This is a genomic window from Pseudonocardia oroxyli, from assembly GCF_900102195.1.
GTDB classification, from domain to species: Bacteria; Actinomycetota; Actinomycetes; order Mycobacteriales; family Pseudonocardiaceae; genus Pseudonocardia; species Pseudonocardia oroxyli.
This window is the reverse complement of sequence record NZ_FNBE01000020.1, coordinates 38,197-63,033: the sequence shown is the minus strand read 5'-3', so window position 1 is coordinate 63,033 and position 24,837 is coordinate 38,197. Positions and strand designations below refer to the sequence as shown.

Annotated in this window: 22 protein-coding genes, 1 pseudogene and 2 CRISPR repeat arrays; of the genes and pseudogenes, 13 read left to right on the top strand and 10 right to left on the bottom strand. The window is 73.4% G+C overall.

Annotated features, from left to right (window positions below):
• Positions 1-973: 973 nt before the first annotated feature.
• Positions 974-1,261: pseudogene (locus tag BLS43_RS31900) on the bottom strand (LLM class flavin-dependent oxidoreductase); the annotation flags it as partial.
• Positions 1,262-1,433: 172 nt separating this feature from the next.
• Positions 1,434-1,583, bottom strand: a complete 150-nt coding sequence (locus tag BLS43_RS30225; RefSeq protein ID WP_176921538.1) for a hypothetical protein — start codon at positions 1,581-1,583, stop codon at positions 1,434-1,436.
• A 95-nt stretch (positions 1,584-1,678) separates the two neighbouring features.
• Between BLS43_RS30225 and BLS43_RS25340 the strand changes: the two genes are divergently transcribed.
• On the top strand, positions 1,679-2,542 hold the full coding sequence (locus BLS43_RS25340; protein ID WP_093089212.1) for a LysR family transcriptional regulator: 864 nt from the start codon (positions 1,679-1,681) through the stop codon (positions 2,540-2,542).
• A gap of 18 nt (positions 2,543-2,560) precedes the next feature.
• Here the strand turns inward: BLS43_RS25340 and BLS43_RS25335 are convergent, their stop codons facing one another.
• Positions 2,561-2,980: a tautomerase family protein gene (locus BLS43_RS25335; protein ID WP_143030219.1), complete on the bottom strand. Its 420-nt coding sequence runs from the start codon at positions 2,978-2,980 to the stop codon at positions 2,561-2,563.
• 184 nt (positions 2,981-3,164) lie between these two features.
• Here BLS43_RS25335 and BLS43_RS25330 point away from each other — a divergent pair, with 184 nt between their 5' ends.
• A complete protein-coding gene (locus BLS43_RS25330) occupies positions 3,165-5,852 on the top strand; it encodes an AAA family ATPase (RefSeq protein ID WP_093089210.1) in 2,688 nt (895 codons plus the stop codon).
• Position 5,853: 1 nt separating this feature from the next.
• On the top strand, positions 5,854-6,885 hold the full coding sequence (locus BLS43_RS25325; protein ID WP_093089209.1) for a BtrH N-terminal domain-containing protein: 1,032 nt from the start codon (positions 5,854-5,856) through the stop codon (positions 6,883-6,885).
• A 14-nt stretch (positions 6,886-6,899) separates the two neighbouring features.
• Here BLS43_RS25325 and BLS43_RS25320 read toward each other — a convergent pair whose 3' ends face one another.
• Positions 6,900-7,292 (bottom strand): winged helix-turn-helix transcriptional regulator, encoded by a 393-nt coding sequence (locus BLS43_RS25320; RefSeq protein ID WP_245707803.1) that lies wholly within the window; start codon positions 7,290-7,292, stop codon positions 6,900-6,902.
• On the opposite strand from BLS43_RS25320, the gene BLS43_RS25315 reads away from it, so the two are divergent.
• A complete protein-coding gene (locus BLS43_RS25315) occupies positions 7,251-8,018 on the top strand; it encodes an alpha/beta fold hydrolase (RefSeq protein WP_093089208.1) in 768 nt (255 codons plus the stop codon). The two genes, BLS43_RS25320 and BLS43_RS25315, sit on opposite strands and share 42 nt — an antisense overlap.
• A 78-nt stretch (positions 8,019-8,096) precedes the next feature.
• Here BLS43_RS25315 and BLS43_RS25310 read toward each other — a convergent pair whose 3' ends face one another.
• Positions 8,097-8,510 carry an SDR family oxidoreductase gene (locus tag BLS43_RS25310; RefSeq protein ID WP_093089207.1) on the bottom strand — a complete coding sequence of 138 codons (414 nt, stop codon included), beginning with the start codon at positions 8,508-8,510 and terminating at the stop codon, positions 8,097-8,099.
• Positions 8,511-8,753: 243 nt separating this feature from the next.
• Between BLS43_RS25310 and BLS43_RS30220 the strand changes: the two genes are divergently transcribed.
• Positions 8,754-8,915, top strand: coding sequence for a hypothetical protein (locus tag BLS43_RS30220; RefSeq protein WP_176921537.1), 162 nt, complete (start codon positions 8,754-8,756; stop codon positions 8,913-8,915).
• On the opposite strand, the gene BLS43_RS31345 is transcribed toward BLS43_RS30220, so the two are convergent.
• The 4 genes from BLS43_RS31345 to BLS43_RS25285 form a co-directional block, all read right to left on the bottom strand.
• Positions 8,895-9,176 carry a hypothetical protein gene (locus tag BLS43_RS31345; protein WP_245707801.1) on the bottom strand — a complete coding sequence of 94 codons (282 nt, stop codon included), beginning with the start codon at positions 9,174-9,176 and terminating at the stop codon, positions 8,895-8,897. The genes BLS43_RS30220 and BLS43_RS31345 overlap by 21 nt on opposite strands.
• Positions 9,177-9,311: 135 nt before the next feature.
• A complete protein-coding gene (locus BLS43_RS25295) occupies positions 9,312-9,821 on the bottom strand; it encodes a (2Fe-2S)-binding protein (protein WP_093089205.1) in 510 nt (169 codons plus the stop codon).
• Entirely contained in the window at positions 9,818-10,699 is an 882-nt protein-coding gene (locus BLS43_RS25290) for an FAD binding domain-containing protein (protein WP_093089204.1), read from the bottom strand. Before BLS43_RS25290 ends, BLS43_RS25295 begins: the two co-directional genes overlap by 4 nt.
• Positions 10,696-13,077, bottom strand: a complete 2,382-nt coding sequence (locus BLS43_RS25285) for a xanthine dehydrogenase family protein molybdopterin-binding subunit (protein ID WP_245707799.1) — start codon at positions 13,075-13,077, stop codon at positions 10,696-10,698. The genes BLS43_RS25290 and BLS43_RS25285 overlap by 4 nt, the downstream gene beginning before the upstream one ends.
• A 256-nt stretch (positions 13,078-13,333) precedes the next feature.
• On the opposite strand from BLS43_RS25285, the gene BLS43_RS25280 reads away from it, so the two are divergent.
• From BLS43_RS25280 to BLS43_RS25250, 7 genes are read left to right on the top strand one after another with little or no spacing between them, the layout of a single operon-like run.
• Positions 13,334-14,320 (top strand): LLM class flavin-dependent oxidoreductase, encoded by a 987-nt coding sequence (locus BLS43_RS25280; protein WP_176921536.1) that lies wholly within the window; start codon positions 13,334-13,336, stop codon positions 14,318-14,320.
• An 8-nt stretch (positions 14,321-14,328) separates the two neighbouring features.
• Positions 14,329-15,342 (top strand): glucose-6-phosphate dehydrogenase (coenzyme-F420), encoded by a 1,014-nt coding sequence (fgd, locus tag BLS43_RS25275; RefSeq protein ID WP_093089202.1) that lies wholly within the window; start codon positions 14,329-14,331, stop codon positions 15,340-15,342.
• Positions 15,343-15,387: 45 nt separating this feature from the next.
• A complete protein-coding gene (locus tag BLS43_RS25270; RefSeq protein WP_093089201.1) occupies positions 15,388-15,861 on the top strand; it encodes a YybH family protein in 474 nt (157 codons plus the stop codon).
• Between the two features lie 49 nt (positions 15,862-15,910).
• The gene (locus BLS43_RS25265; RefSeq protein WP_093089200.1) at positions 15,911-16,750 is read left to right on the top strand and encodes an alpha/beta fold hydrolase; all 840 of its coding nucleotides are present in this window, start codon (positions 15,911-15,913) and stop codon (positions 16,748-16,750) included.
• Positions 16,747-17,661: a DUF1028 domain-containing protein gene (locus tag BLS43_RS25260; protein ID WP_093089199.1), complete on the top strand. Its 915-nt coding sequence runs from the start codon at positions 16,747-16,749 to the stop codon at positions 17,659-17,661. The genes BLS43_RS25265 and BLS43_RS25260 overlap by 4 nt, the downstream gene beginning before the upstream one ends.
• On the top strand, positions 17,658-18,920 hold the full coding sequence (locus BLS43_RS25255; RefSeq protein WP_093089198.1) for a M20 family metallopeptidase: 1,263 nt from the start codon (positions 17,658-17,660) through the stop codon (positions 18,918-18,920). The genes BLS43_RS25260 and BLS43_RS25255 overlap by 4 nt, the downstream gene beginning before the upstream one ends.
• Positions 18,921-18,939: 19 nt before the next feature.
• Complete coding sequence (locus tag BLS43_RS25250) at positions 18,940-20,589, top strand: PucR family transcriptional regulator (protein WP_093089197.1); 1,650 nt, start codon at positions 18,940-18,942, stop codon at positions 20,587-20,589.
• 156 nt (positions 20,590-20,745) lie between these two features.
• On the opposite strand, the gene BLS43_RS25245 is transcribed toward BLS43_RS25250, so the two are convergent.
• On the bottom strand, positions 20,746-21,273 hold the full coding sequence (locus BLS43_RS25245; protein ID WP_176921535.1) for an IS3 family transposase: 528 nt from the start codon (positions 21,271-21,273) through the stop codon (positions 20,746-20,748).
• Between the two features lie 216 nt (positions 21,274-21,489).
• Between BLS43_RS25245 and BLS43_RS25240 the strand changes: the two genes are divergently transcribed.
• Positions 21,490-22,146, top strand: coding sequence for a DUF3800 domain-containing protein (locus BLS43_RS25240; protein WP_143030218.1), 657 nt, complete (start codon positions 21,490-21,492; stop codon positions 22,144-22,146).
• 1,068 nt (positions 22,147-23,214) lie between these two features.
• Positions 23,215-23,611: a CRISPR direct-repeat array (repeat unit 29 nt; unit sequence GGGACCACCCCCGCGCTCGCGGGGACGAC).
• 91 nt (positions 23,612-23,702) lie between these two features.
• Positions 23,703-24,832: direct repeats of the CRISPR family, unit length 29 nt; unit sequence GGGACCACCCCCGCGCTCGCGGGGACGAC.
• Positions 24,833-24,837 lie beyond the last annotated feature (5 nt).

Genomic DNA, 24,837 nt, shown 5'->3' with positions numbered 1-24,837 from the left:
GTCGAACGGCACCAGGAAGGTCCGGCGGTCGCCGTCCACGCCGTCGACGGTGAGGGTGACCCGGGCCGCGGTCAGGGCGAGGCTGCCGGTGACATAGGTCTTGCGCCCGTCGAGGACCCAGCCGTCGGGAGTCCGCGACGCCCTCCCGGCGAGCGGGGTGCCGCGGTGCGGGGCGTTGCTGCGCGCCTCGCTGACGAGGCCGCCGACGAACCCGCCGCGGGTGACCAGTTCCGCGGCGAGCGCGCGCAGCACCGGGGTCTCGGTCGCGAAGAGGTCGACGGTGTGCAGGTGGTGCATGGCCAGGACCAGCGCCACCGCGGCGTCGACGGCCGCGACCCGGCGGGCGGCGTCCGCGACCGCGGGCAGGTCCGCGCCGTGGCCGCCGAGGGCGGTCGGCACCGTCAGCGCGGTCAGTCCCGAGCGCCGGACGACGTCGAAGCCCTTCTCCGGGAAGTCGGTGCCCGCCGGGTCGTGGCCGACCACCGCGGTCAGGTCGGCCACGGCGGCCGCGACGAGGTCCGGCCGGGGTGGGAGGGATGGTCGGTGCACGGTCAGGAGGAGCCGACGGCGACGGGGCTGCGGCGACGGGGCGGCGGCGGGCCAGCTCCTGGCGCACGAGCGGGAGGACGTAGCGGCCGTAGTCGATCGCGTCGTGGAGGTTGTCGTAGCCGCGGATCGAGACGAGCTCGGCGCCGAGGTCGATGTAGTCGAGGATCGCCGCGGCGACCGTCTCCGGCGTGCCGACCAGCGCGGTCGACGCGCGCCCTTGGCGTTCGTCGCCGTGGCCTGGGACCGCTGCAGTACCGCGAGGATGCCGTGCGCCTTCTCCCAGGCGAGCTCCTCGGTGCCCGCGATGATCGGTCGGAACGTCACCCAGATCCGCGGGCGGTCGGTCCGGGCCGCGAGGCACGCCTGCTCGGCGCAGGATGCCGATGTACTCCTCGGACCGGGCGTAGCGGGCGACCTTGTCGAGCCGGTCGCCCTCACGGTCCTGCTCGGCGGGCCGGCCGCCGGAGATGATGTGCACCCCGGCCCGGCCCCCCGACAGCTGGTCGAGCGTGGCGAGCTTGCGCGCCGCGACGGTGGGGTGGACGGTGTTGGGCCGCAACGCGATCAGCGGCTTGATCCGCTCGGTCAGCCGGGTGATCGCACCGGCCACGGTGAACGGGTCGAACGAGGTGGAGCTGTAGGCGAGCAGGGTGTGGTCGAACCCCGCGTCCTCCAGCGCGCGGACGTAGCGGCGCAGGTAGGCCGGGTCCACCCCGGACCCGGCACCGGGGTCCAGCTCGGTAGCGGCGTTGGCGAAGGTGGCACTGATGAACTCGACGGACACGGTTCTCCCGGTGGCGCGCGCGGACGGACGACCCGTCCGGGCGTGGACCGGCGGTGGTCGCAGGGTGACCACGGCGGGAGCGGAGCCGGACGAGCGGGGGCTAGCTGTTCCCGCGACAACCGGCGGAGTGGACGGTGCCGTGGTCGATGATGCGGCGCTGGGTCAGCGCGCTGCCGACGGACCGTCCGCCCGGGACGGCGGGCACGCACCGGCGCGACGCGCGCAGGCCACCCACCGTCGTTTCGGACACCCCCGAAGTATCGCCGGGGCGCCGGGGAGCGTCCAACGAAGAATCCGCATCACAATCGATCAGGATCCGCGATCGGCCGGTGCTACCGTCGCGGCATGCCCGGTCCCACCGCCGTCCTCGACATCGTCGCGTTGCGCAGCTTCGTGGCGGTGGCGGACTGCGGCGGTTTCCATCGCGCGGCCGAGCACCTGGTGGTCTCGCAGTCGGCGGTGAGCCAGCACGTCCGGCGGCTGGAGAAGACGATCGGCAGGCCGCTCGTCGAGCGCGTGGGCCGCAACAGCCGGTTCACCCCCGAGGGCGAGGCCCTGGTGGGCCAGGCGCGGCGCATCCTCGCCGCGCACGACGACGCGCTGCGCCACATCGGCGTCGGCGACGACCGCGAGTCGATCGTCCTCGGCACCACCGAACACGCCGCGGACGAGCTCCTGGGCCTGGTGACCGGCGCCCTCAGCTCGGTGTTCCCCGACTCCGCCGTGCGGTTCCGGCTCGACCGCAGCAGCAGGCTCAACGACGCGATCGAGCGCGGCACGCTGGATCTCGCCATGTACATCGGGGACATCCAGGGTGCGGACAGCGTCTCCGTCGGAGCGCTGCCCCTGACCTGGTACGCCGCCCCCGGCTGGCGGCGCCCGCCCCCCAGCGCGCCGATCCCGCTCGTAGTGATCGACAGTCCGTGCACGATCCGCAGGCGCGCGCTGGAGACCTTGAGCCGCAACGGGTTCAAGACGAACGTCGTCGGCGAGGCCGCCTACCTCGCGGGCGTGCTGAACGCGGCGCGCGCCGGTCTGGGCGTGGTGCTCGTGGCGGGCACGGGAGGAGCCCCCGAGGGTCTGGAACGCCGGGACGACCTCCCGCCCGTGCCGCCGGAGCGGCTGCACCTGCGGACCCGCGAGGCCGCCGACCCGCGCCTGCTCGACATCGCCGCCGAGGCCCTGCGGACGGTGCTGGTCAGCGCCTGACCGGCCGGGGCCCGCGGGTCAGGACAGCCGGGCGATCTCCGCGCGGGCGGCGAGCACGAGCTCCTCGTTGGTGTTCGCGTGCCCCGCGAGACCCCATCCGCCCGGCGCGGCCTCGGTGAGCAGCACCCAGGTCCGCGCGGCGAGCCCGGGGTCACCGGTGGCCGCGGCCACGATGTCGGTGAGCTCGCGGACCACCGCGAGCTGCTTGTCGCGGTCCAGCGCGCCGGCGTTGGTCAGCACCTGCACCCGCACGTGCGCGCCGTCGCCCGCGACGTTCCGCAGCGAGTCCGGGGGCAGCTCGTGGACGAAGGCCGCGGTGTTCTCCCGGAACATCGGGATCACCGGGACCTCCTCGATCCGCATCACCGCGGACGCGAGGTCCACGGCCAGGGCCGCCCGGTCGGGGAAGGTGCCCTCCACCGCGTAGACGTCGATCATCGGCATGGCGTACCTCCGGAGTCGTGGTCGGAACCCGACCAGCACAGCAGGCGCGGCCCCGGCGCGGATCACGTGAACGGGTGAGGAGCAGCCCGGGAACGGGCCCGCGGCCTCACCCGAGGGCGTGAGGGACCCGCGACCGAGGGGGTACGGTCCGCGGCGAGGGTGATCGAGGAGGCGGCCGGTGCTCAGGGGACGGGCGAACGAGCTGTCCGCCGCGCTCGGTGCCCTGCGTCGCGTCGCGCGGACGGGGCGGGGCCACGTCCTCTCGATCGTCGGCGAGCCGGGGATCGGCAAGTCGGCCCTGCTCCGGGAGATCGTCGAGCAGGCCCGGCGGGCCGGCTACCTCGTCGGGGTGGGCAAGGCGGAGGAGATCAGCCGCATCGCCGCGGGCGCGCCGCTGCTGACCGCCCTGCGCTCCGGACCCCACCCCCTCCTCGACGCCGACGCGTTCGCCGAGCTCGGCACCCTCTACGCCGACCGTCCACTGTGGCTCGTCGACCGGGTCGCGGCCATGCTGGACGACCTCGCGTCCACCGCCCCCGTCCTCGTCGCGATCGACGACCTCCAGTGGGCGGACGAGCTCACCCGCTTCGCCCTGCACGTGCTGCCGGGGCGGCTCGCGGGCGCGCCGGTGGTGTGGCTGACGGCGGGCAGGCCGGTGGACGAGCCCCGTCCGGCCGGGCAGCGGATCGACCTCGGTCCGCTGCACGCGGACGACCTGGAACAGCTGGCCGCGGACCGGCTCGGCGCCGCTCCCACCGCGCGGACCGCGCTGCTCCTGCGCACCGTCGGGGGCAACCCGTTCTGGGCCGCCCGGCTGGTGGAGGCCGTCGCCCGAGACGGCGACGGCGAGCTGCCCGCCGACCTGATCCTCGGCGTCCACCGCCGGCTCCCGGTCGACGACCCGGACCTGCGCGAGCTGCTCCGGACCTGCGCCGTCTGGGGCCGTCCACTCCCTGTCGCGGACGCCGCCGACCTGCTCGACCGGCCCGCGACCGAGGTCCTCGCGGCCGCCGACCGGGGCGTGGCGCAGGGGCTGCTGCAGCGGACGGCCGCCGTGGTGTCCTTCCGTCACGACCTGATCCGCGAGGCCGTCTACGCCGATCTCACCCGCGCCGAGCTCGCCGCCCGGCACCGCGCGTGCGGACAGCACCTCCTGGCCGCGGGCGCCTCGGCGCTGGACGCCGCACCGCACTTCACCGGGGCCGCTCCCGGGGACGCCGACGCGATCCGGGTGCTCCGCGCGGCCGCCGCCGAGGCGGCGGACACCCTGCCCGCAGGCGCCGCCGAGCTGGCCCGCCGGGCCCTCGACCTGGTGCCGCCGGGACCGGGCCGGGTCGCCGCGACCGAGGAGTGCGCCGCGCTCCTGCTCAGGGTCCACCACGGGGTCGCCGCGATCGACGTCGTCGACGCCGCGCAGGCCGACGCGATCACCCCCGACGACCGGGCCCGGCTCCAGGTCCAGGCCGTCCTGGCGCTGTCCGGCATGGACCGCCACACCGAGATCGCCCCCCGGCTCGATCCCCTCCTCGCCGAGCCCGGGCTCTCCCCGGACCGGCGCACCATGGTGGTCGCGGCGCGGACGCTCGCCCTGATCCAGCTCGGCACCACACAGGAGGCCGGTGCGGCCGCGGACGCCGCGCTCGCCGAGGCCCGGGCCGCAGGCGATCCGACGGCCGAGGGGCTCGCCCTGCGCACCCTCGTCGCCGTGGCCAGACAGGACGGTCGACACGAGCTCGCCCACCGGCGGACCCGGGAGCTGCGCGCGGTCACCGGAGCCGACCACCTCGCGGACGAGATCCGCTGCCTGCAGCTGCTGGACCGCTTCGACGACGCCGCCCGCCTGCTCGACGCCGTGCCGGACGGCGCCCCCGCGGACGTCGACGCCCGCACCCCCGACCTCGTCCACGCCCAGATGTGGCAGGAGGTCAACCTGGGCCGGCTCGACGAGGCCGAGGCGCAGGCCCACACCCTGCTGCGGCTCGCCGACGAGCTCGGACAGCACGGCGGGACCGTCGACGGCCGGTCGGTGCTCGCCTTCGTCGCCCTGATCCGCGGCGACCCGGCCGAGGCCCGGCACCGGCTGCACCCCGACGGGCCGCACGCCCCCCGACTGCACGACACGGCCCGCCGGCTGATGGACGGCTGGATCTCGCTGCTGGTCGGCGACGCGGCCGCTGCGGCCGAGCTCTTCGCCCCGCTCGTCGCGGGCGCCGCGCGCAGCCGGGAGTACTGGCCCTGGTTCCCCCTGTGGACCCGACCCCAGGTCCAGGCAGGCCTCGCCGCGGGACACTCCGCGCTGGTCACCGGTGCGGTCGAGCTGGCCCGCGCCGGCGCCGACCGCAACCCCGGCGTGCCCGCCTTCGCCGGGCTCGCCCTGCTGACCCGCGGCCTCGCCGACGCCGACCCCCGCACGCTCGACGAGGCCGTCGACGTGCTCCGCGACTGCCCCCGCCCGCTGCTCCTCGCCTCCGCCCTCGCCGACTCGGGCGTCCTCCATCTCGCCGTGGGCGCGGACCAGACCGCCACCGCCCGCCTCGAGGAGGCCCGCCGCCGCTACGCGGAGCTCGGCGCGACCCTGCCGGTCGCCGCGATCGACCGGACCCTCGCCGACGCGGGCGTCCGGCCGCTCCCCCCGCCCGGCCGGTCCCCCCGCCCCACGAGCGGCTGGACCTCGCTCACCGACACCGAACGCCTCGTCGCCACCCTCGTCGGCGACGGCCACACCAACCGGACCGCCGCCTCCGCGCTCGGCATCTCCCCCAACACCGTGGGCACGCACCTGCGGGCCGTGTTCGCCAAGCTGGACGTACACAGCCGCGTGCAGCTGGCGAACCTGCTGCACAGCCTCGACGGGCACCCCTCCTGACATGCCGCCCGACACGACGATCCTCGCCGGAGTCTCCGCCGCCGGCGGCGTGCACTGCGAGACCACGACCCTCGGCGTGCTCCTGCGCCACGCCGGGCTCGACCTGTCCGAACCGATGCTCTTCGGCCTGGGGGCCGGGCTGTCCTTCGTCTACTGGGACTCGGCGCGGCAGGCGCTGCCCTTCCTGGGCGGCCGGGTGAAGCCCTTCGCGCTCACCCGGAACCTGGCCCGACGACTCGGGATCGGGCTGCGCGTCGCGGAGACCACGTCGGCGCGGAAGGCCTGGGAGCAGGTCCGCTCCTCGATCGACGACGGGGTCCCCGTGGGGCTGCAGCTCGACAGCCACGACCTGGAGTACTTCGGATCCCGCGTGCACTTCGCCGGTCACGTCGTCGCCCTGTACGGCTACGACGCCGCACGGGCCCACCTGGTCGACACCGCGCAGCAGGGCGGGGCCGTGTCCACGAGCCTGGAGAGCCTGGCGCGGGCGCGCGCCGCACGCGGGCCGATGTCGGCCCGCCACCGGTCCTTCACCGTGGAGGTGCCGCCGGACGTCGACGGCGGGCGTCTCGCCTCCGCGATCGTCCCCGCCCTCAGCGCGTGCGCCGAGGACTTCCTCGCGCCGCCGATCGCCAACCTCGGCGGCCGCGGGATCCGCACGGCCGCCCGGCGCGTGCCGTCGTGGTTCGACCGGGTCGACGACCCCGGCCGCGACCTCCCCGCCATCGCGACCATGATGGAACGCGCGGGCACCGGAGGTGCCCTGTTCCGCACCCTGTACCGGGACTTCCTGACCGAGTGCCGAGGTCTGCTGGACGGCGAGCCGGGTGCCGACCTCGTGGAACGGGCGAGGGACCACTTCGCCGAGGCCGCGCGGCTCTGGACGAGCGTCGCCGGACTCGTCGAGGAGGCGGGGACGACGGGCAGCCCGGCTCCGCTCGCCGCCGCGAGCCGCCTGCTCGAGGACATCGCGACGATCGAGACCTCCGCGATGACGACACTGCGCTCCCTGACCGACAGCCCCGCGCGCTGAGGCGCCGACCGGGTTCAACCGGAGCCCGGGGCGGCCGTCCGCGCCGCGTCGATCTCCACCATGTGCCGCTCGGCCCATTCCCGCAGCGCCGCGAGCGGCACCTCCAGCGAGTCCCCGAGCGGGGTGAGCCGGTAGGACACCCGGGGCGGGACGGTGTGCTCGACCCGCCGCGCGACGAGCCCGTCGGCCACCAGGTTCTGCAGGGTCGTGGACAGCATCTTCTGCGAGACGCCGGGGATCCGTCCGCGCAGCTCGGAGAACCGCAGCTCCCCCGGCGCGGCCAGGACCTCGACCACCATCGACGTCCACTTGGCCCCGATGCGGTCGAGCAGCTTCCGGGTCGGGCAGGCCGGGTCGAGCTGAACGTGGCGACGGCCGGGGCCGGGCCGACCGTCGTGCTCCTGCACGGCTTCCCGCACACCTGGCGGGTGTGGTCGGAGATCATCGGCCCGCTCTCCCGCGACCACCGCGTCCTCGCCCCGGACCTGCGCGGCTTCGGGGACAGCACGGCGACCGCCGACGACCTCGACGCCGGGACCCTCGCGACGGACGTCGAGGGGTTGCTGGGCGGTGACCCCGCCACCGTGGTGGCGCTCGACGCGGGGGTCCCGGTCGCGTTCCTGCTCACCCTGCGCCGCCCCGACCTCGTGCGCAGGCTCGTGCTGGTCGAGGGCACGCTCGGTGCCCTCCCCGGCGCCGAGGACTTCCTCGCGGGCGGCCCGCCGTGGTGGTTCGGCCTCCACGCCGTCCCCGGCCTCGCCGAGACGGTGGTGGCCGGGAACGAGGCCGAGTACGTCGGGTGGTTCTACGACCAGGGGACGCGCGGCCGGGGTGTCCGCCCCGACGTGCGCGCGGCCATCGGGCGCTCCTACGCCCGACCCGGCGCACTGGGCCGGGCACTGGGGTTCTACCGAGCCCTGCCGCGCACCGGGTCCCAGCTCGCCGAGGCGGCGGCCCGGACGCGGCTGACGGTGCCGACCACCGCGATCGGCGCCGCTCCGGTCGGCCGGGCCCTGGAACGGCAGCTCCGACCCCTGTGCGACGAGCTCACCGGCCGTCTCGTCCCCGACTGCGGCCACATCGTGCCGCTCGACCGCCCCGCCGACCTGCTCGACGCCCTGCACCTGATCTGAGGACGGCGCGCCCCGCGGATCCCTCGACCGGATCCGACGCGAGCCCGGCCAGCCACGTGGCGGAGTCCGTCGCCCCGATCACCGCCTCCCCGGCCGGCACCAGGGCCGACTTCTCCAGCACGGCACCGAGGTAGGGCGTGTCGTCACCGGCCACCACCGTGCGGGGATCACCTGGGCGGCGAGCACGGGGCGCACGAAGTCGGCGAAGGGGCCCCGCTGCGGTCCGGCCACGTCGACGCGACCGTTCCGTGGCCCCGCCACCACGGTCTCCGCCAGGATCGCCGAGACGTTCGCGGCCGCGACCGGATGGAGGTCCGCAGTCGGCAGCCGCACCACCCCGTCCACCGTCGATCCCGCGGCGATCGGCCCCAGGAACTCGAAGAACTGCGTCGCCCGGACCACGGAGTACGGCAGCCCGCCCGCGCGGACGAGCGCCTCCTGTGCCGCCTTGGCCCGCAGGTACCCGCTGTTCGGCACACCGTCGGTGCCCACGATCGACAACACGACGTGGTGCCGGATCCCCGCCTACCGGCCCGCGGCCAGGAGCTGCTCGGTCGAGCGGGTGAAGAACTCCAGGACCGGCCCGTCCTCGAACGACGGCTACCTCCTGACCCGGCCCGCCGTCGAGATCACCGTGCTCCAGATCGTGGAGGCGATCGACGGCACCACACCGGCCTTCCGCTGCACCGAGGTGCGACAGCGCGCCCCCTCGCCGCCGCCCCCGAGAACTGCACGGTGCCCTGCGGGATCGCCCGCGTCGTGGCGGACGCCGACCGTGCGTGGCGCGAGTCCCTGAACGCGGTCACCGTCGCCGACCTGGCGGAGGACGTGAACTCCACCGTCGGCCCCACCACGCTGACCAGGGTCGACCGCCGGCTACGGACGGGCGCTCCGTAGTGGGTGTCGACCCGGGGTCCGGCCGAAGGTCCGCCGGAACGCGTCGATGAACACACTCGCCGACGACCAGCCGCAGCAGTGGGCGACGGTGGTGCTGCGTCTCCCGGTCCTGCGGGCGCTCGCGGGTCGCCACGCGGCCGCGCGGACCGAGGCCACCGCGGCCACCGCAGCGCGGATCCCGAACGACTGGCCCTCGTTCGTCACCCTGTCCTTCGCCGTGGTGGCCCGCTCGATCGTCGCCGTGGCGCTGGGCACCTTCATCGCCGTCCACGTCCGGGGAGCGCACCGGCGGCGGCGCGCTCCCCGGCACCGCCGCGTTGTTCGTGCCCGACCCCGCGTCGCCGTCGAGCAGACGGGCTCGACGGCGACGCGGTTCGCTCCGAGGGGAGCAGGGCGCTACTCCGCCTCGGTGGCCTTCTCCCCGCGCAGGACCGCGGCGGCGTCACGGACGGCGTCGACGATGAACTGGTATCCGGTGCAGCGGCAGATGTTGCCGGAGATGCCCTCGCGGATCTCCTCGTCGCTGGGGTCGGGGTTGTCCGCCAGCAGTTCCTGCACCGTCAGCAGGATCCCGGGTGTGCAGAAGCCGCACTGCAGCCCGTGGTGCTTCCAGAAGGCCTCCTGCAGCGGGTGGAGCTCGGCGCCGTCGGCCATGCCCTCGACGGTGGTGATGTCGGCCCCCTGCGCCTGGACGGCGAGGGTGCAGCAGGAGCGGGCCGTGCGGCCGTCGAGCAGGACGGTGCACGCCCCGCAGACGCCGTGCTCGCAGCCCAGGTGCACGCCGGTGGCGCCGCAGTCCCGGCGCAGGAAGTCCGACAGGGTGCGTCGCGGGTCGACGTGCCGGTCGACCTGCTCGCCATTGACGGTCATCGACACGCTGGTGCCGGTTCGGGTCGGGGTGCTCATGCGGCTGCGCTCCTCTCGGCGTGGGCGAACAGACGGTGGAGGCACCGTCGGGTGAGTACTGCGGCGAGGTGGCGTCGGTACTCGGCGGGGGCGTGGATGTCCGCCGCGGGGTCCGTGGCCTCGGCGACCGCGGTGGCCGCGGCGGCGATCACGTCCGGGGTCGGCGCCTGGCCGGTGAGCAGGCGTTCGGCGGCGTCGGCGCGCAGCGGGGTGTTCGCGGCACCCGCCACGCTCAGGCGCACCTCGGCGATCTCGCCGGACGGGTCCAGCCGCGCGGCGCCGAGGACCGCGACCAGGGCGAAGTCGCCGTGCCGGCGGGCGAACTCCTCCACGGCGACGACGGTCCCGGCCGGCTGCCTGGGTATCCGGATCGCGGTGAGGATCTCGTCGGGTTCGAGGGCGCTGAACAGGAAGCCCTGGAAGAAGTCCGCCGCCGCGATCGTGCGGCGGCCGCCGGGGCCGGTCGCGATGATCTCCGCGTCCAGCGCCCGCAGCACCGAGGGCGCCTCGGCCGCGGGGTCGGCGTGGGCGACGCTGCCGCCGAGGGTTCCCCGGTTGCGGATCGTGACGTGCCCGACGTGGCGCAGCGCCGCGGGGAGCAGCGGCAGCGCCGTGGCCACCAGGGGCGAGGTCTCCACGGCGCGGCTGCGGGTCATCGCCCCGATCTCGACGTGGTCGCCCTCGTCGCGGATGTAGTCCAGCTCGCGCAGCCCGCCCAGGTCGACCAGCGTGGTCGGTTGGGCGAGCCGCATGGCGAGGAGCGGGACGAGGCTCTGTCCCCCGGCGAGGACCTTGGCGTCGCCGTCCTCGGCGACGAGGGTCTCCACCGCCTGGTCCAGGGTGGAGGCGCGGACGTGGCCGAAGGGTGCGGGCTTCATGACGGGTCCTTCGGCGTGGCGGTGGTCAAGGCGTCGAGCAGCCGCGGCGGGGTGACCGGGAGGCGGGTCAGCCGCAGGTCGAGTTCGGGGAGCGCGTCCTCGACGGCAGCGGTGATGGCGGAGGCCGCGCCGATGGTCCCGGCCTCGCCCATGCCCTTGAAGCCGCCGGGGATGTGGTCCGCCGTCGTGGTCATGTGCAGCGTCTCGAAGGTCGGGATCTCCGAGGCCGTCGGGATCAGGTAGTCCATGAACGTCGTGGTCAGCGGCTGGCCCTCGGGGCTGTAGACGATCTCCTCGAACAGCGCCCCGCCGATGCCCTGCGTGGCGCCGCCGTGGATCTGCCCGTCGACGATCATCGGATTGATCACGGTGCCGCAGTCGTGGACCAGGAGGTAGTCCAGCAGCTCGACCCGGCCGGTCTCCCGGTCCACCTCGGCGAGCACCGCGGTGGTGCCGTAGGAGAAGGCCACGTTGTCCGGGTCGAGGACGTCCCGTTCCTCGAGGGTCGGGTCCTCGCCGTCGGGCAGCTTCCCGTCGAGGCGGCGGTACGCCGCGTCCCCGATCTGTCGCATCGTCACCGACGGGCCGCCCGGGGCGCCCTTGACGGCGACCACACCGTCGGTGATCTCCAGGTCCTCGGCATCGGCCTCCAGCATGTGGGCGGCGATGCGCAGGACCTTGTCCCGCAACCGGCTGCTCGCGCGCAGCAGCGCTCCGCCGCCGAGGGCGGCGCCGCGGCTGGCGCCCGTGCCGTACCCGGTGAACGGGTTGGTCTCGGTGTCCCCGTGCAGCACCTTGACGGTGTCCAGCGGGACGCCGAGGGTCTGGGCGGCGACCTGCGCGAGGGCGGTCTCGATGCCCTGGCCCATGGCGGAGAGCCCGGTCCGGACGGTCACGCCGCCCGCGGAGTCGATCCGCACGACCTCCTCGTCGAAGGAGGAGTGCTGCAGCCCCGCCTGGTTCATGATCTTGCTGGGGCCGAGCGCGCTGATCTCGATGTGGAACGAGTAGCCGATACCCAGCGAGCGCCCCTCCTCCGCGGCGGCGTCCCGACGCTTGGCCCACCCGCGGTCGGCGACGGCCTGCTCCGCCATGTCGAGGCACTCGGCGTAGTTGCCGCTGTCGTAGAAGAACACCTGGCTCGGGTAGGGGAACTTTTCGGGGGCGATCAGGTTGCGGCGGCGGACCTCGTTGGCGGGCATCCCGAGCTCGTGGGCGAGCTTGTCGATGATGCGCTCGTGGGCGAAGTTGGCCTTCGGCTGGCCCCAGCCTCGGTAGGAGCCGTAGGGCGAGCGGTTGGTGACCACGCCGACGACGGTGGCCTCGACGTGGGGGATGTCGTAGGGGCCCGCCATCAGCGCCATGGACAGCCAGCAGGGACCGATGCCGACGGTCGCGAGCTGGCCACCGAGCACGGCCCACACGGTGCCGCGCATCCCGATGATGGTGCCGTCCGACTTCGCCGCGACGGAGACCTCGATGCGCTGCTCACGGGAGTGGGCGTTGGCGACGAAGCTCTCCAGGCGGTCCTCGATGACCTTCACCGGCCGTCCGGTGCGCTTGGACAGCAGCGCGGCCAGCACCTCTTCGCCGTAGAAGTCGAACTTGTTGCCGAAGCCGCCGCCCACGTGCGGGGTACGCACCCGGATGTGGTCGACCGGCAGGCCCAGCACCTCGCCGAGCAGGTCGCGGGTCAGGTTCGGGGACTGCGTGGACATCCAGCCCTCGAGCTGGTCGGTGAACGGGTCCCACGACATGACGGCCCCGCGCGTCTCCAGCGGGGTACCCATCTGCCTGCCGTAGGTCAGAGTCTCGGTGACGACGACGTCCGCCTCGGCGAACGCCGCCGCGGCGTCCCCCTTCGGGATCGTCTGACGACAGCTGACGTTGTCCGGCCAGTTGTCGTAGAGCAGCGGAGCGCCCTCGGCGAGCGCGTCGTCCAGGGTGACGACCGGCTCCAGGACCTCGTACTCCACGTCGATCAGCCCGAGGGCGTCCTCGGCGACGTAGCGGTCGACCGCGGCCACCACCGCCACCGCCTGGCCCACGTAGCGGACCTTGTCGACGGCGAGTGCGTACTGGTCGGTCATGCGCTGGTCGGGGATCATCCGCCAGACCACCGGCTGCGGGGTCGCGCAGGCGGCGCGCACGTCCTCACCGGTGAGCACCGCGAAGACCCCCGGCAGCTCCAGCGCCGCGCGGACGTCGATGCCGAGGATCCGGGCGTGCGGGTGCGGGCTGCGCAGGACCGCCGCCTCCAGCATGCCGGGCAGCACCACGTCGTCGACGAACTGGGCCCGGCCGGTCAGCAGGCGCGGATCCTCCTTGCGGCGCACCCGGGCGCCGATCAATCCTGGGGGTACCTGGTGCTGAGTCACGATCCGCCCTTCAGTGGTGGGGGGCGATCCGGGTCGGCGAGCGCTCGCCCGCCGAGCCCGGACGCCGCAGATGGCGCGATGCGAGTCAGCGTCGAGGCTGATCAACGCGGTGTCCATTGACGGAACGGCACAAGCCGGCGGCCGGAGTTCGTCGCACCGCCAATTGCCCCCGGGGTTCCCCCGAGCAGAGACTCGTCCCGATCGACGACCCGCGATGCCCCGTCCCCGAGCGTCATCGCCTTCCGGAGGAATCCCCATGAGCGTGACCGCCCCCGTCGGCGTCTTCGTCGCCACGTCGACGCCCCCCGAGCGCATCCCGGTCCTCGCCGCCGCCGCCGAACGGCTCGGATACGGCGAGGTCTGGGTCGCGGAGGACTACTTCTGCTACGGCGGGTTCACCGGTGCCGCCCTCGCCCTCGGCGCGACGGAACGGGTGCAGGTCGGCCTCGGCATCGTCGCCTCGGTCGCAAGGCACCCGGCGGTGACCGCGATGGAGATCGCGACCCTGGCCCGCGCCCATCCCGGCCGGTTCCTGCCCGGCATCGGCCACGGCGTCCCCTTCTGGACCGACCAGATGGGGTTGACCGCCGAGTCGCCCCTCTCCGCGCTCACCGAATGTGTGACCGGTGTTCAGCGTCTGCTCGCCGGTGAGACGCTCGACGAGCAGGGCAAGCAGTTCAGCTTCCACTCGGTCACGGCGACCCATCCGGTCGAGGACCCGGTCCCGATCCTGACCGGGGTCCTGGGCCCGAAGTCCCTGCAGCTGTCCGGGCGGATCGCCGACGGCACGGTGATGAGCGTGCTGGCGGGGACCACCTATCTCGAGAAGGCCCTCGGACACATCCGGTCCGGCATGGCCGAGTCCGGGCGGACCGAGCACCTCGTGCCGACCTTCGCCCTGTTCAGCATCGCGAAGGACGGCGCCCAGGCCCGCAAGGCCGTGCGGCCCGCTCTGGCCGGGTACCTCGCCGCCGTCGGTCCGCACAATCCGCTGACCGGTGCTTGCGGGTACAACGACCAGCTCGCCGAGCTGCTCCGGGAACCGGACACGCTCGCCGACAACCTGCCCGACGAGTGGATCGACACCCTCGCCGTCGCGGGTGACCCCGACGAGGTCACCGCCCGCGTCGCGGCCCTGCGCGCCGCGGGGGCCACCAGCGTCGTGCTCTCCCCCGTCAACGCCGACACCGCACTCGACGAACTCGAGCTCGCGGCGTCGACCGTGCTGCCCCGGCTCTCCTGAGGCCGTGGATGAACCTCACCTTCGGTTACAAGGCCTCCGCCGAGCAGTTCGGCCCCCGGGACCTCGTCGAGTACGCGGTGCGCGCCGAGCAGGTCGGGCTGGACAGCGTCTGGGTGTCCGACCACTTCCTGCCGTGGCGGCACCGAGGCGGGCACGCCCCGTCCGCGCTCACCTGGATGGCCGCGGTCGGCGAACGGACCCGGCGCGTGCGCATCGGCACCTCGGTGACCACGCCGACCTTCCGCTACAACCCCGCGGTGATGGCGCAGACCTTCGCCACCATGGCGCTGCTCTACGACAACCGCGTCATTCTCGGCGTGGGTACCGGCGAGGCCCTCAACGAGGTCGCCGTGTCCGGCCGGGAGTGGCCGGAGTTCAAGGAGCGCTTCGCCCGCCTGCGCGAGTCGATCACCCTGATGCGGCTGCTGTGGGCCGAGTCCCACGTCGACTTCGCAGGCGACTACTACACGCTGGTCAACGCCTCGATCTACGACCGGCCCGACGAGCCGGTGCCCGTCTACGTCGCGGCAGGCGGCCCGATGGTGGCCCGGTACGCGGGCCGGCTCGGCGACGGGATGATCTGCACGTCCGGCAAGGGCATGGGGCTCTACACGGACACGCTCATGCCCGCGGTCACCGAGGGCGCGCAGAAGGCGGGCCGCGACCCGGACGCCGTCGCGCGCACCATCGAGGTCAAGCTCTCCTACGACCGCGACCCGGCAGCCGCGCTGGAGAACACCCGGTTCTGGGCACCGCTGTCGCTGAGCGCCGAGCAGAAGCACACCGTCGACTCCGCCGAGGAGATGGAACGCCTCGCCGACGAGCTGCCCATCGAGGAGATCGCCCGGCGGTGGATCGTGGCCAGCGACCCCGCCGAGGCCATGGCCCAGATCAAGCCCTACCTCGACGCCGGGCTGGACCACCTGGTGTTCCACGGCCCCGGCCACGACCAGGAACGCTTCCTGACCCAGCTGTCCGAGGACGTCCTTCCCGCCCTGCGCGCCCACGCCGCGCAGTCCTGACCCCGACCCCGACCCCGACCCCGACCCCGACCCCGAGGAGACGCGATGAGCGGCACCGTCAACAACCCCGACGACATCAAGGAGATCCTGGCCGTCCACCACTCCTGGCTGGACTCCAACAACGATCTCGTCGAGTCCAAGATGTACCCGAACTTCGCAAACCCCGGGTACCTGCAGTTCAACCTGAACGGCCACCAGTACGACAGCGTCGACGAGAAGGTGAAACTCTGGGAGGGCCTGCACCAGATCGGCTTCAACCTGTCCGACATGAAGATCGTCGAGGAGCCCAAGGTCCACGCCGAGGGCGACCTGGCCTACCTGACCACCTACTGGAGCGCCCAGGTCTCCGGCGACAAGGGCACCGGCGTGCTCGAGCCCGACCCCGAGCCGTTGGTCTTCCGCGTCACTGAGGTGTACCGCCGCGACGACGGCAAGGGCAACCCGGTCTGGAAGATCTGGCACTTCCACGCCTCCCCCATCGCCTCCCCCGACACCCCCAGGTTCCCCCAGGACGCCTGAGCGCCCCGCCCCACCACCGAGCACGACGCCAGTCGGGAGAACCACCGCGATGTCGCACGCCCCACGCCACTCGACGCCGGGAAAGGCCGGCGAGCTGTCCTACCTGGCCTGGCCCGGGCCCGCGGACACCACGCCGATCCTCTACCTGCACCCGGTGAACACCGCCGCCGCGGTGTGGTCCGCCGTCGCCGCCGCGCTCGGCGGCACGAGGCCGGGCGTCGCGGTGGACTACCGGGCGCACGGACGGTCCGAGGCGGGCGGCCCGTACCTGCCCGCCGACTACGCCGCCGACGCGCTGGCGGTGCTCGACGCCGCCGGGTTCGACCGCGCCCACCTGGTGTGCGGCTCGATCGGCGGCGCGGTGGCGACGGAGTTCGCGGTGGCCGCCCCGGACCGGGTGGCCGGTGTCGTCGCGTTCGGCGCGACCCTGCGCGTCGGCTGGGACGACGCCACCCTCGACGACACCGAGCGCGATCTGCGCGCGCTCGGTGTCCGGGAGTGGTTCGTCCGCCACGGCGCCGGGATCCTGGGGCCGGCGTCGCGGCCCGAGGCCGCCGCCGAGCTCGTGGAGCTGGCGTCCGGTGGGCGCGACGGTGACCGGGACGTCGACACGGTCGTGGACGTGCTGCGCACGACCTTCGGGCTCGCGGACGCCCGTCCGGCCGGGGCCGCTCTCGCGGCCCGCTCCACCCGCCCACCCGCCCGGGTGTTCGTCGGCACCCACGACCCGACCTGCCCGCCCGCGATGGCCCACGCCTTGGCCGAGGTCCTCGGGGGCGACGTGCACACGATGGACGGCATCGGCCATCTCCCGATGCTCGAGGCACCCGCGGCCACGGCGGAGGCGATCCGGCGGTTCCACGACGAGGTCGAGGGGAGCCGAGGGTGACGTACTCCATCGTCGCCCGCGACGAGGCGACCGGACAGCTCGGCGTCGCCTGCGAATCGCACTTCTTCGCGCCCGGCGCCGGGGTCACCTGGGCCCGACCGGGTGTCGGCGCCATCGCCACCCAGGCGTTCATCGACGGCCGGTACGGCGGCGACGGCATGGACATGCTCGCCGCCGGCGCGACGGCCGCCGAGGTCCTGGACCGTCTGCGGGTCGACGACCCGCACCCCGAGGTGCGCCAGGTGGGGATGGTCGGTCGCAGCGGCGACGCCGCGACGTGGACCGGGGGCGCGTGCATCGCCCGGGCCGGCAGCCTCGTGGACGGCCCCGTCGCGGTCCAGGGCAACATGCTGACCGACGACACCGTCCTCCCGGCCATGATCGAGGCGTACCGCCGCAGCGACGGCGACCTCGCCGAACGCCTGATGGCCGCCATGGAGGCCGCCGAGGCCGCGGGTGGGGACATCCGCGGCAGCCAGGGCGCCGCGCTGCTGGTCGTCGACGGCCCCCGCGTCGCCGATCCCTGGAACCACAAGCCCGTCGACCTCCGGGTCGAGGACCATCCCGACCCCATCGCCGAGCTGCGCAGGTTCCTCGGCTACCGCCGCGCCTTCGACGCCGTCTCCGGGACGATGTTCACCCCCGGCCTGATGGTCGGGGCGTACGCCGAACCCCACCCCGGCGACCGGGACCGCGCCCTCGCCGCGCTGGAGGACGCCGCCCAGGTCATGGAGGGCAACCCGGAAGCCCGATTCTGGCGCGGTGTCCTGCTCGCCCGCTCCGGGGACCTGACCGCGGCGCGCGACCAGCTCGCCGACGCGGTGCGGAGCAACCCGAGGCTCCGCGAGTTCCTGGACCGGCTCGCGGACGCCGGGTTCCTGGACCGGCACGACCTGGAGAAGCTGCGATGACCCCCACCTCCCTCGTCCGTGACATCCGCTCGGCCGTCGACGTCGACGCGGTCGTCACCCTGACCCGCGACCTCGTGCGGATCCGCTCGGAGAACCCGCCCGGTCGCGAGACGGAGGTCGTGGCGTACCTGCAGGGCCTGTTCGGCGAGATGGGGCTCGGCACCGGCCGCGTCGTCGAGCCGGCACCGGGTCGGCAGAGCCTCCTGGTCGGCACCGAGCAGGCGACCCCGAGTGGCAAGCCGGTGCTGCTGGTCAACGGGCACCTCGACACCGTCCCGGTCCGGCCCGACGCCTGGCACCACGACCCGTTCGGCGGCGAGGTCCACGACGGACGCCTCTACGGACGCGGCTCCGCCGACATGAAGGGTGGGGTCGCCGCCGCGATCACCGCCCTGCAGGTGTGTCGGACGCTGCGGCTCGACCTGCCCTGCGAGGTCGCCTTCCATCTCGTGGCGGACGAGGAGCTCGGCGGCAGGCAGGGCACGGCGGCCCTGCTGCGGGCGGGCCTGATCAGGGCGGACGCCTGCCTCGACCCCGAACCCACCGGGCTCGACCTCTGCCTGGCCGAACGCGGCCTGATGTTCGCGCGCGTCACCACCCGGGGGATCCCCGCCCACGGCAGCGAGCCCTCGAAGGGGCGCAGCGCCATCATCACCGCCGCGGCGATCGCGCAGGTCCTGCACGACAACGAGTTCCCCCAGACACCCCACCCGCTGCTGGGCACGACCACCTGCAACGTCGGGGTCATCCGCGGCGGCAGCGGCCCCAACGTCGTCCCCGAGGAGTGCGAGCTCCAGATCGACCGCCGGGTCCTGCCCGGCGACACCGAGCGCAGCGTCGTCCAGGGCATCGTCGACCGGATCGCCTCGCTCGACCTCTCGCCCGGCGAGGACTACGACCTGGAGGTCGACACCTTCTGCGAGCCGTCCGAGATCGACGCGGGCCATCCGTTCGTCGACACCGTCGCCGCCTCCTTCCAGGCGATGACGGGCCGGCGGCCGGGGACCACCGGGCTGCCCTTCACCACCGACGCGCGCTTCATGCGCAACCAGCTCGGCATCCCCGCGGTGGTGTTCGGCCCCGGCGAACTGCACGTGGCGCACACCGTCGACGAGTACGTCGACGTGGACTCGCTCGTCACCGCCGTCGCGGTCTACGCTCATCTCTTCGCCGGGTTTACCGGGACGCAACGTCTCGGGGACGAGCGGGAGCGGTCTTCCCTGGACAATGGTGTCGATGGGGCGCGCAGCATGATCTGAGCCCCGGAGGGAGAAGCGTATGACAGCGCCCTCGCGAGGTACCGTGCTCACGCTCGACACGTTGCTCGGCCTCGTCGGCGGTGACTTCGTCGATGTCGTCCACGCACCCGCAGGGCTGGACATCCCCGTGGTGGCGGTCCTCATCCACGACACGTCCACCACGGCACAGGCGAACGCGGGCGACCTGATCCTCGCGATCGGGGTCGCCGTGGACGATCCGGACGTCGAGCCGCTGATGAAACTCCTCGGCCGGGACGTCACCCTGGCCTTCAAGGTGCGAGACGACGCCGAGCGCGACCGGCTGCGCGAGTCCGCCATCGCGTGCGACGCCACCGTGCTCGCGATCTCGCCCGACCTGTCCTGGGACCAGCTCCACGTCCTCGCGCGCAGGTCGATCTCCTCGACGACCGCCGGCGTCGCAGACGAGCGCGGCGTCCCGTTCGGGGACCTGTTCGCACTGGCCAATGCGGCGGCCGCCTCCCTGGAGGGGCCGGTGATCATCGATGACGAGCGCATGGAGGTCATCGCCTTCTCCAGCCTCGGCGACCCGATCGACGAGATCCGCCAACAGTCCATCCTGCAGCGCCGCCCCCCGAAGGACTTCATCGCCTGGTGCGAGACCACCGGGGTACTCCCCCGGGTGCGGCAGAGCCTGCGGCCGGTGAAGGTCGTCCCACCGGACGGCGCCACCCGCCTGGTCACCGCGATCCGCGGCGGCACCGACATCCTCGGCTACATCTGGGTGGCCGAGACCACCCGCGAGCTGGACCAGCAGTCCGAGGACCTGCTCGCGGAGATCGCCCGCGTCGCCGCGCTGCAGCTCCTGCGCTCGCGGATCAGCGAGGACCTCGACCGGCGGCTGCGCAGCGATCTCCTGCGCGGCGCGCTCTCCGGGCGCGGCGACCCCGGCACGGTCGCCTCGCGGCTCGGCATCGACGGTCGTCCCTTCCGTCTGGTCTCGTTCGCGCACGAGGTGCCCGACGCTCGGCGGGGCGAGGGCCACGTCGCGCTCCGCCCGCTGGAGGATCTCGTCGCGCTCCGGGTCGAGGCCTCACACCGGCGCGGCGCGGTGACCTCCTGCAACGACCGCATCTACGCGCTGTTCCCCGCGCTCGACGACCGTCCGCCGGGGGAGGTCGCCGCCCTCTCCCGCGAGATCATCGGCCAGGCCGACCGGCAGCTCCACATCGGCCTGCGCGCCGCCGTGAGCAGTGAGGTCTCAGACGTCGCCCTGGTCAGCAGCGCCCGCCGGGACATCGACCGGCTGCTGAACCTCCCGCTGCTCGACGAGCAGCGGCGCGTCGTCTGCTTCGACGACTCCGTCGCCGACGCCATCCTGTCCGAGCTCACCGAGCTCGTGGTCGACCGGCCGCGCCTGCTGCAGGGCGGTGTGGCGGGCATGGTCGTCAGTGACCGGGACCGCGGCACCGAGTACCTGCCCAGCCTGCGCGCGTTCTTCGGTGCGGGTGGGGACCTGACCGCCGCGTCCCGCACGCTGTACGTCCACCGCAACACGCTCAAGTACCGGCTCACCCGGATCCGGGACGCCTTCGGCGTCGACGTCGAGGTGCCCGCCCAGCGCCTGGTCGCCGAACTGCAGGTCGCCGTGTTCACCGCACACCCGGAGCTCCAGGCGGGGCTGGAGGCGACGGACCTCGGCACGGACTGACTCGACGCACACTGGGCCGCGACCACTCTCCGGCTGACGGTGCCACACCCGATGATCCCGCAGCCGCAGTAGGCGTGGGAACACGCCACCTGTGCGATAGTGCCGAATAGACCTACCTCCCAGTCCTGAGGTTCCCCCGCCGGCTCGGAGTGCTGGTTAGCTGACCGGGGCCGGGTCGGCCCCGTCGGCGGGTGATGCGGGTTGATCGTCCAGGACGCCTTGCTGGGCGTGCCAGGTGGCCTCGTACTCATCAGGTGAGAGCCAGCCCAGGCGGGCCTGGATACGTTCGGTGTTGTACCAACCGTCGATGTAGGCGAACAGCTCATTCTCCGCTTCCTCACGGGTTCGCCATGATCTCCGGTAGACGAGCTCGGTCTTGAGTGTGGAGAAGAAGTTCTCCATGAGCGCGTTATCGTAGGAATCGCCGACCGAGCCCATGGATACGAGGATCCCGTGGTCTTCCAAGCGCTGCCCGAATCGCAGAGATGTGTAGTTCGAGCCGCGATCCGAGTGATGGACTATCTGTCCGCTTGCGACGTTGCGGGTCCAGACCGCGTACTCGAGCGCGCCGAGGATGAGGTCGGTGTCGCAGCGGTCCGAGCAGCGCCACCCGACGATGCGGTTGGAGAAGGCGTCGCCGACCGCGGCCAGCCAGAAGCCGCTCGCGCGTGATGTCGTGCGCAAGATCGCCGTCGCAGACCAGCCGGGCAGGCAATGGCGGCGACCCCGTTCTCGGGTCGCGTCTCCGCCGACTCGCTGCCTTCGTTCTGTCCTGCACCTCCGAATCGCTCGGCGAGCCGGAACCGGTATCGGAGTGAGCGCCACCAAGATGGGTGACGTGCTCCTGGCCTACCTGGACACTCGTATACGACCAGCCACTAGTTCATCGGTGCGTTGGTCGTGCCCGAGACTGCCGCCAGACCGCTCGCGGCAGCTCTCGACAACGTCATGCTCAGGGCCGCGAGCTCGTTCGACGTCTTGGACCCGACCACCGAGCTTCACGCCCACGAACTCGTCAACGCGAAGGGTGCATGGAAGCCGATGAAGGCCATGCTCCGTGCGCGAATCGGCATCTTCGAAGCAGTGCTCGGCGCCATCGCCGAACATGACGCCAAGTTCATCGCCGAAGGGATCGACCGGACCAAGCTGGCCGAGCGTTACGCCACGCCCGATGATCCCCACCCTCTGGCCTTGATGTATGTGATGGAGCGCGTAAACGAGTACACCGCGCAAATCACCAGGACGTCGGGCATCGACACCTACGCACTCGTCGTCGCGGACGAAGTCGACCAGCACGATGAGCACCGCCGGAGCCTGTGGGTCGGTCAGCGGCAGGGTACGTGGGGGTACAAGGCCCAGGTTCTCGACCGAATCGTCGACACGATCCACTTCGTGCCGTCCCACAGCACCCGCCTGATCCAGGCCTCCGACGTCGCCACGTACCTCTACCGACGACGGGCCGTGCACTCCGAGACGGATGCACGTAGTGAGGCGGCCTGGGCGCGCTTGTATGAGCTACTGCGACCGCAGATCGTGCGCGCTCGGATCTGGCCCTAGATGCACGACGGCCCCGCTACCAGAGCGGGGCCCAAGGGCGGACAGGATTCCCTGGCGAGCAGGTCCTCCCATACGTCCCAAGGTACTCCGATCAGTCGGACGTGTCACCCCTGACACCCCCGGCGCCGGGCCACCGGCCACACAACTGGGAGGCCGCCCGTCGATTGCGGTCCAGCGGCCAAGCACATGCCAGCGATCTTCGTATCCGCCATCTTCGCAGGTCAGCACCCATGGCTCGCTCATCACGAAGAGAGTTTCCGTGCACATTGATCTTGAGAACGGCTGCACTCGCCACCAGTCAACGCCCTGACCTGGAGAAACAGCACACGCTGTGGGGCAGGTGGGGCTCGAACCCACGACCTGACGGGTCCTCCGTGACACCGCCAGCCATGTTCGCCGAGAGTCTTCCCTGCTGGTCAGAGCTGCTTTTGCTAATCAGCCATGGTCAGCCTCCGACCCCGTGATCAGCCGTAAGCGTGCCTCAAACCGTGCCCCAGTCTGTTGGGGAAGTGTCGGTGCGCCCGGGGCCACTCGTCCGGCCGCGGGAACGGCAGGAGTCCGTCGACCACCATCGCCCCACGCTAGGGGCACCCCCGCGCTCGCGGGGACGACCACCACCAGCCGACGAGGCTGCCCGCGGCTCTGAGACCACCCCCGCGCTCGCGGGGACGACCACCTAAGCACGGCTGCTCGACCCCGACAATCGGGACCACCTCCGCGCTCGCGGGGACGACTGGCGGGCGCCGGTGCCGTACTGGCTCGTGTCGGGACCACCCCCGCGCTCGCGGGGATGACGAGGACCCCGTGGTGACCCGCCGAACGATGGAGGGACCACCCCGCGCTCGCGGGGACGACAGTTGGCGGTCTTGTCCCGCGAGTCGCCGACGGGGACCACCCCCGCGCTCGCGGGGATGACAGGGTGCCCGCATCGGAGCCCTGGATGCCCCGGGGACCACCCCCGCGCTCGCGGGGACGACTACGTGCCCGCCGGGTCCGGCATCGTGTACCCGGGACCACCCCGCGCTCGCGGGGACGATACCGCGCTTGTGCTCACCCTGGCCGCGCTGGCGGGACCACCCCCGCGCTCGCGGGGACGACTCGCGCTCGCCGGTGCCGTTGTTGAGGGTCCAGGGACTACCCCCGCGCTCGCGGGGACGACGGACAGCAACGCGCTGGACATGCGCCAGGCCCAGGGACCACCCCCACGCTCGCGGGGACAACCGGGCGGCCCGGAACCAGTCGACCTCGAACCCGGGACCGCTCCCGCGCTCGCGGGGACGACCGGGTGACCGGGCTGCCCCGCTCGATGAGCCTGGGACCACCCCCGCGCTCGCGGGGACGACGAGGCCGCGGCCCGCGCCGACGCCGAGGTCCGGGGAGCACCCCCGCGCTCGCGGGGACGACAACCGCTCGCTGACCTGCAGATTCTGCTCACCGGGACCACCCCCGCGCTCGCGGGGATGACAGCAGCTCGCGGGCGGTGCCCTGGATGCAGTAGGGACCACCCCCACGCTCGCGGGACGACGAGGCGGTCTCCCCCGGCGGCGCCCTCGGCCCGGGGCCACCCCCGCGCTCGCGGGGACGACCGGGCGGACTCGCCGTGCTCGACGTGCCGAATGGGACCACCCCCGCGCTCGCGGGGACGCCCCACACCTCGCCACACGAGGTGCACACCCCGCGGGACCACCCCCGCGCTCGCGGGGACGACACCGGGGCCTGCCCGCGCGCGGCGAGCTGCTCGGGACCACCCCCGCGCTCGCGGGGACGACGGGGCCGCCTTCTGCTGGGCGACCAGCTCCTTGGGACCACCCCCGCGCTCGCGGGGACGACGCTGGCACCACTTCGGGAGCCCTCCCGCACCTCGGGACCACCCCCGCGCTCGCGGGGACGACGCGATGCCGTTCCACAGCCGGACGATGCCCTCGGGACCACCCCCGCGCTCGCGGGGACGACCGGTGCGAGGAGCGAGATGGGCAGGACGCCGGGGGACCACCCCCGCGCTCGCGGGGACGACCCGATGGGTGATGTCGCCGCGCTCGTCCGGCGCGGGACCACCCCCGCGCTCGCGGGGACGACCCGGTCGACGCGTTCACGAGCGCGGCCGTGCCGGGACCACCCCCGCGCTCGCGGGGACGACGAGCTCGACAGCGACAAACGCCGTGTCCTCGGGGGACCACCCCCGCGCTCGCGGGGACGACATGGCCCGCGGCGTCGAGCAGTCCCGCGACGAGGGACCACCCCCGCGCTCGCGGGGACGACAACGACGGGCTGTCACAGCTGGAGGTCAACCAGGGACCACCCCCGCGCTCGCGGGGACGACGTCTCCACCGCGTTGATCGCGCCGTTGACGCTGGGACCACCCCCGCGCTCGCGGGGACGACGCCGGCGCCTCACCGGTGTGCAGCGCCGTCCAGGGACCACCCCCGCGCTCGCGGGGACGACCACGGCGCGGTCACCCCCGACGTGGAGCACGTGGGACCACCCCCGCGCTCGCGGGGACGACTTCGGGGTCCTGCCGGAGACGTCATTGTCGGGGGGACCACCCCCGCGCTCGCGGGGACGACATCATCCTGCCGTCTAGGCCGACCGCCCGATCGGGACCACCCCCGCGCTCGCGGGGACGACTTTCGCGTTCCCGGCTGCCCATTCGGCGATGCGGGACCACCCCCGCGCTCGCGGGGACGACGGGCT

Coding starts and splice junctions, on each gene's coding strand:
- BLS43_RS25265 (WP_093089200.1), top strand. CDS start 15,911: ATGTCGCACGCCCCACGCCACTCGACGCCGGGAAAGGCCGGCGAGCTG.
- BLS43_RS25270 (WP_093089201.1), top strand. CDS start 15,388: ATGAGCGGCACCGTCAACAACCCCGACGACATCAAGGAGATCCTGGCC.
- BLS43_RS25325 (WP_093089209.1), top strand. CDS start 5,854: ATGCCGCCCGACACGACGATCCTCGCCGGAGTCTCCGCCGCCGGCGGC.
- BLS43_RS31345 (WP_245707801.1), bottom strand. CDS start 9,176: ATGAAGGTGCCCAGCGCCACGGCGACGATCGAGCGGGCCACCACGGCG.
- BLS43_RS25335 (WP_143030219.1), bottom strand. CDS start 2,980: ATGATCGACGTCTACGCGGTGGAGGGCACCTTCCCCGACCGGGCGGCC.
- BLS43_RS25290 (WP_093089204.1), bottom strand. CDS start 10,699: ATGAAGCCCGCACCCTTCGGCCACGTCCGCGCCTCCACCCTGGACCAG.
- BLS43_RS25295 (WP_093089205.1), bottom strand. CDS start 9,821: ATGAGCACCCCGACCCGAACCGGCACCAGCGTGTCGATGACCGTCAAT.
- BLS43_RS25280 (WP_176921536.1), top strand. CDS start 13,334: ATGAGCGTGACCGCCCCCGTCGGCGTCTTCGTCGCCACGTCGACGCCC.
- fgd (WP_093089202.1), top strand. CDS start 14,329: ATGAACCTCACCTTCGGTTACAAGGCCTCCGCCGAGCAGTTCGGCCCC.
- BLS43_RS25340 (WP_093089212.1), top strand. CDS start 1,679: ATGCCCGGTCCCACCGCCGTCCTCGACATCGTCGCGTTGCGCAGCTTC.
- BLS43_RS25255 (WP_093089198.1), top strand. CDS start 17,658: ATGACCCCCACCTCCCTCGTCCGTGACATCCGCTCGGCCGTCGACGTC.
- BLS43_RS25250 (WP_093089197.1), top strand. CDS start 18,940: ATGACAGCGCCCTCGCGAGGTACCGTGCTCACGCTCGACACGTTGCTC.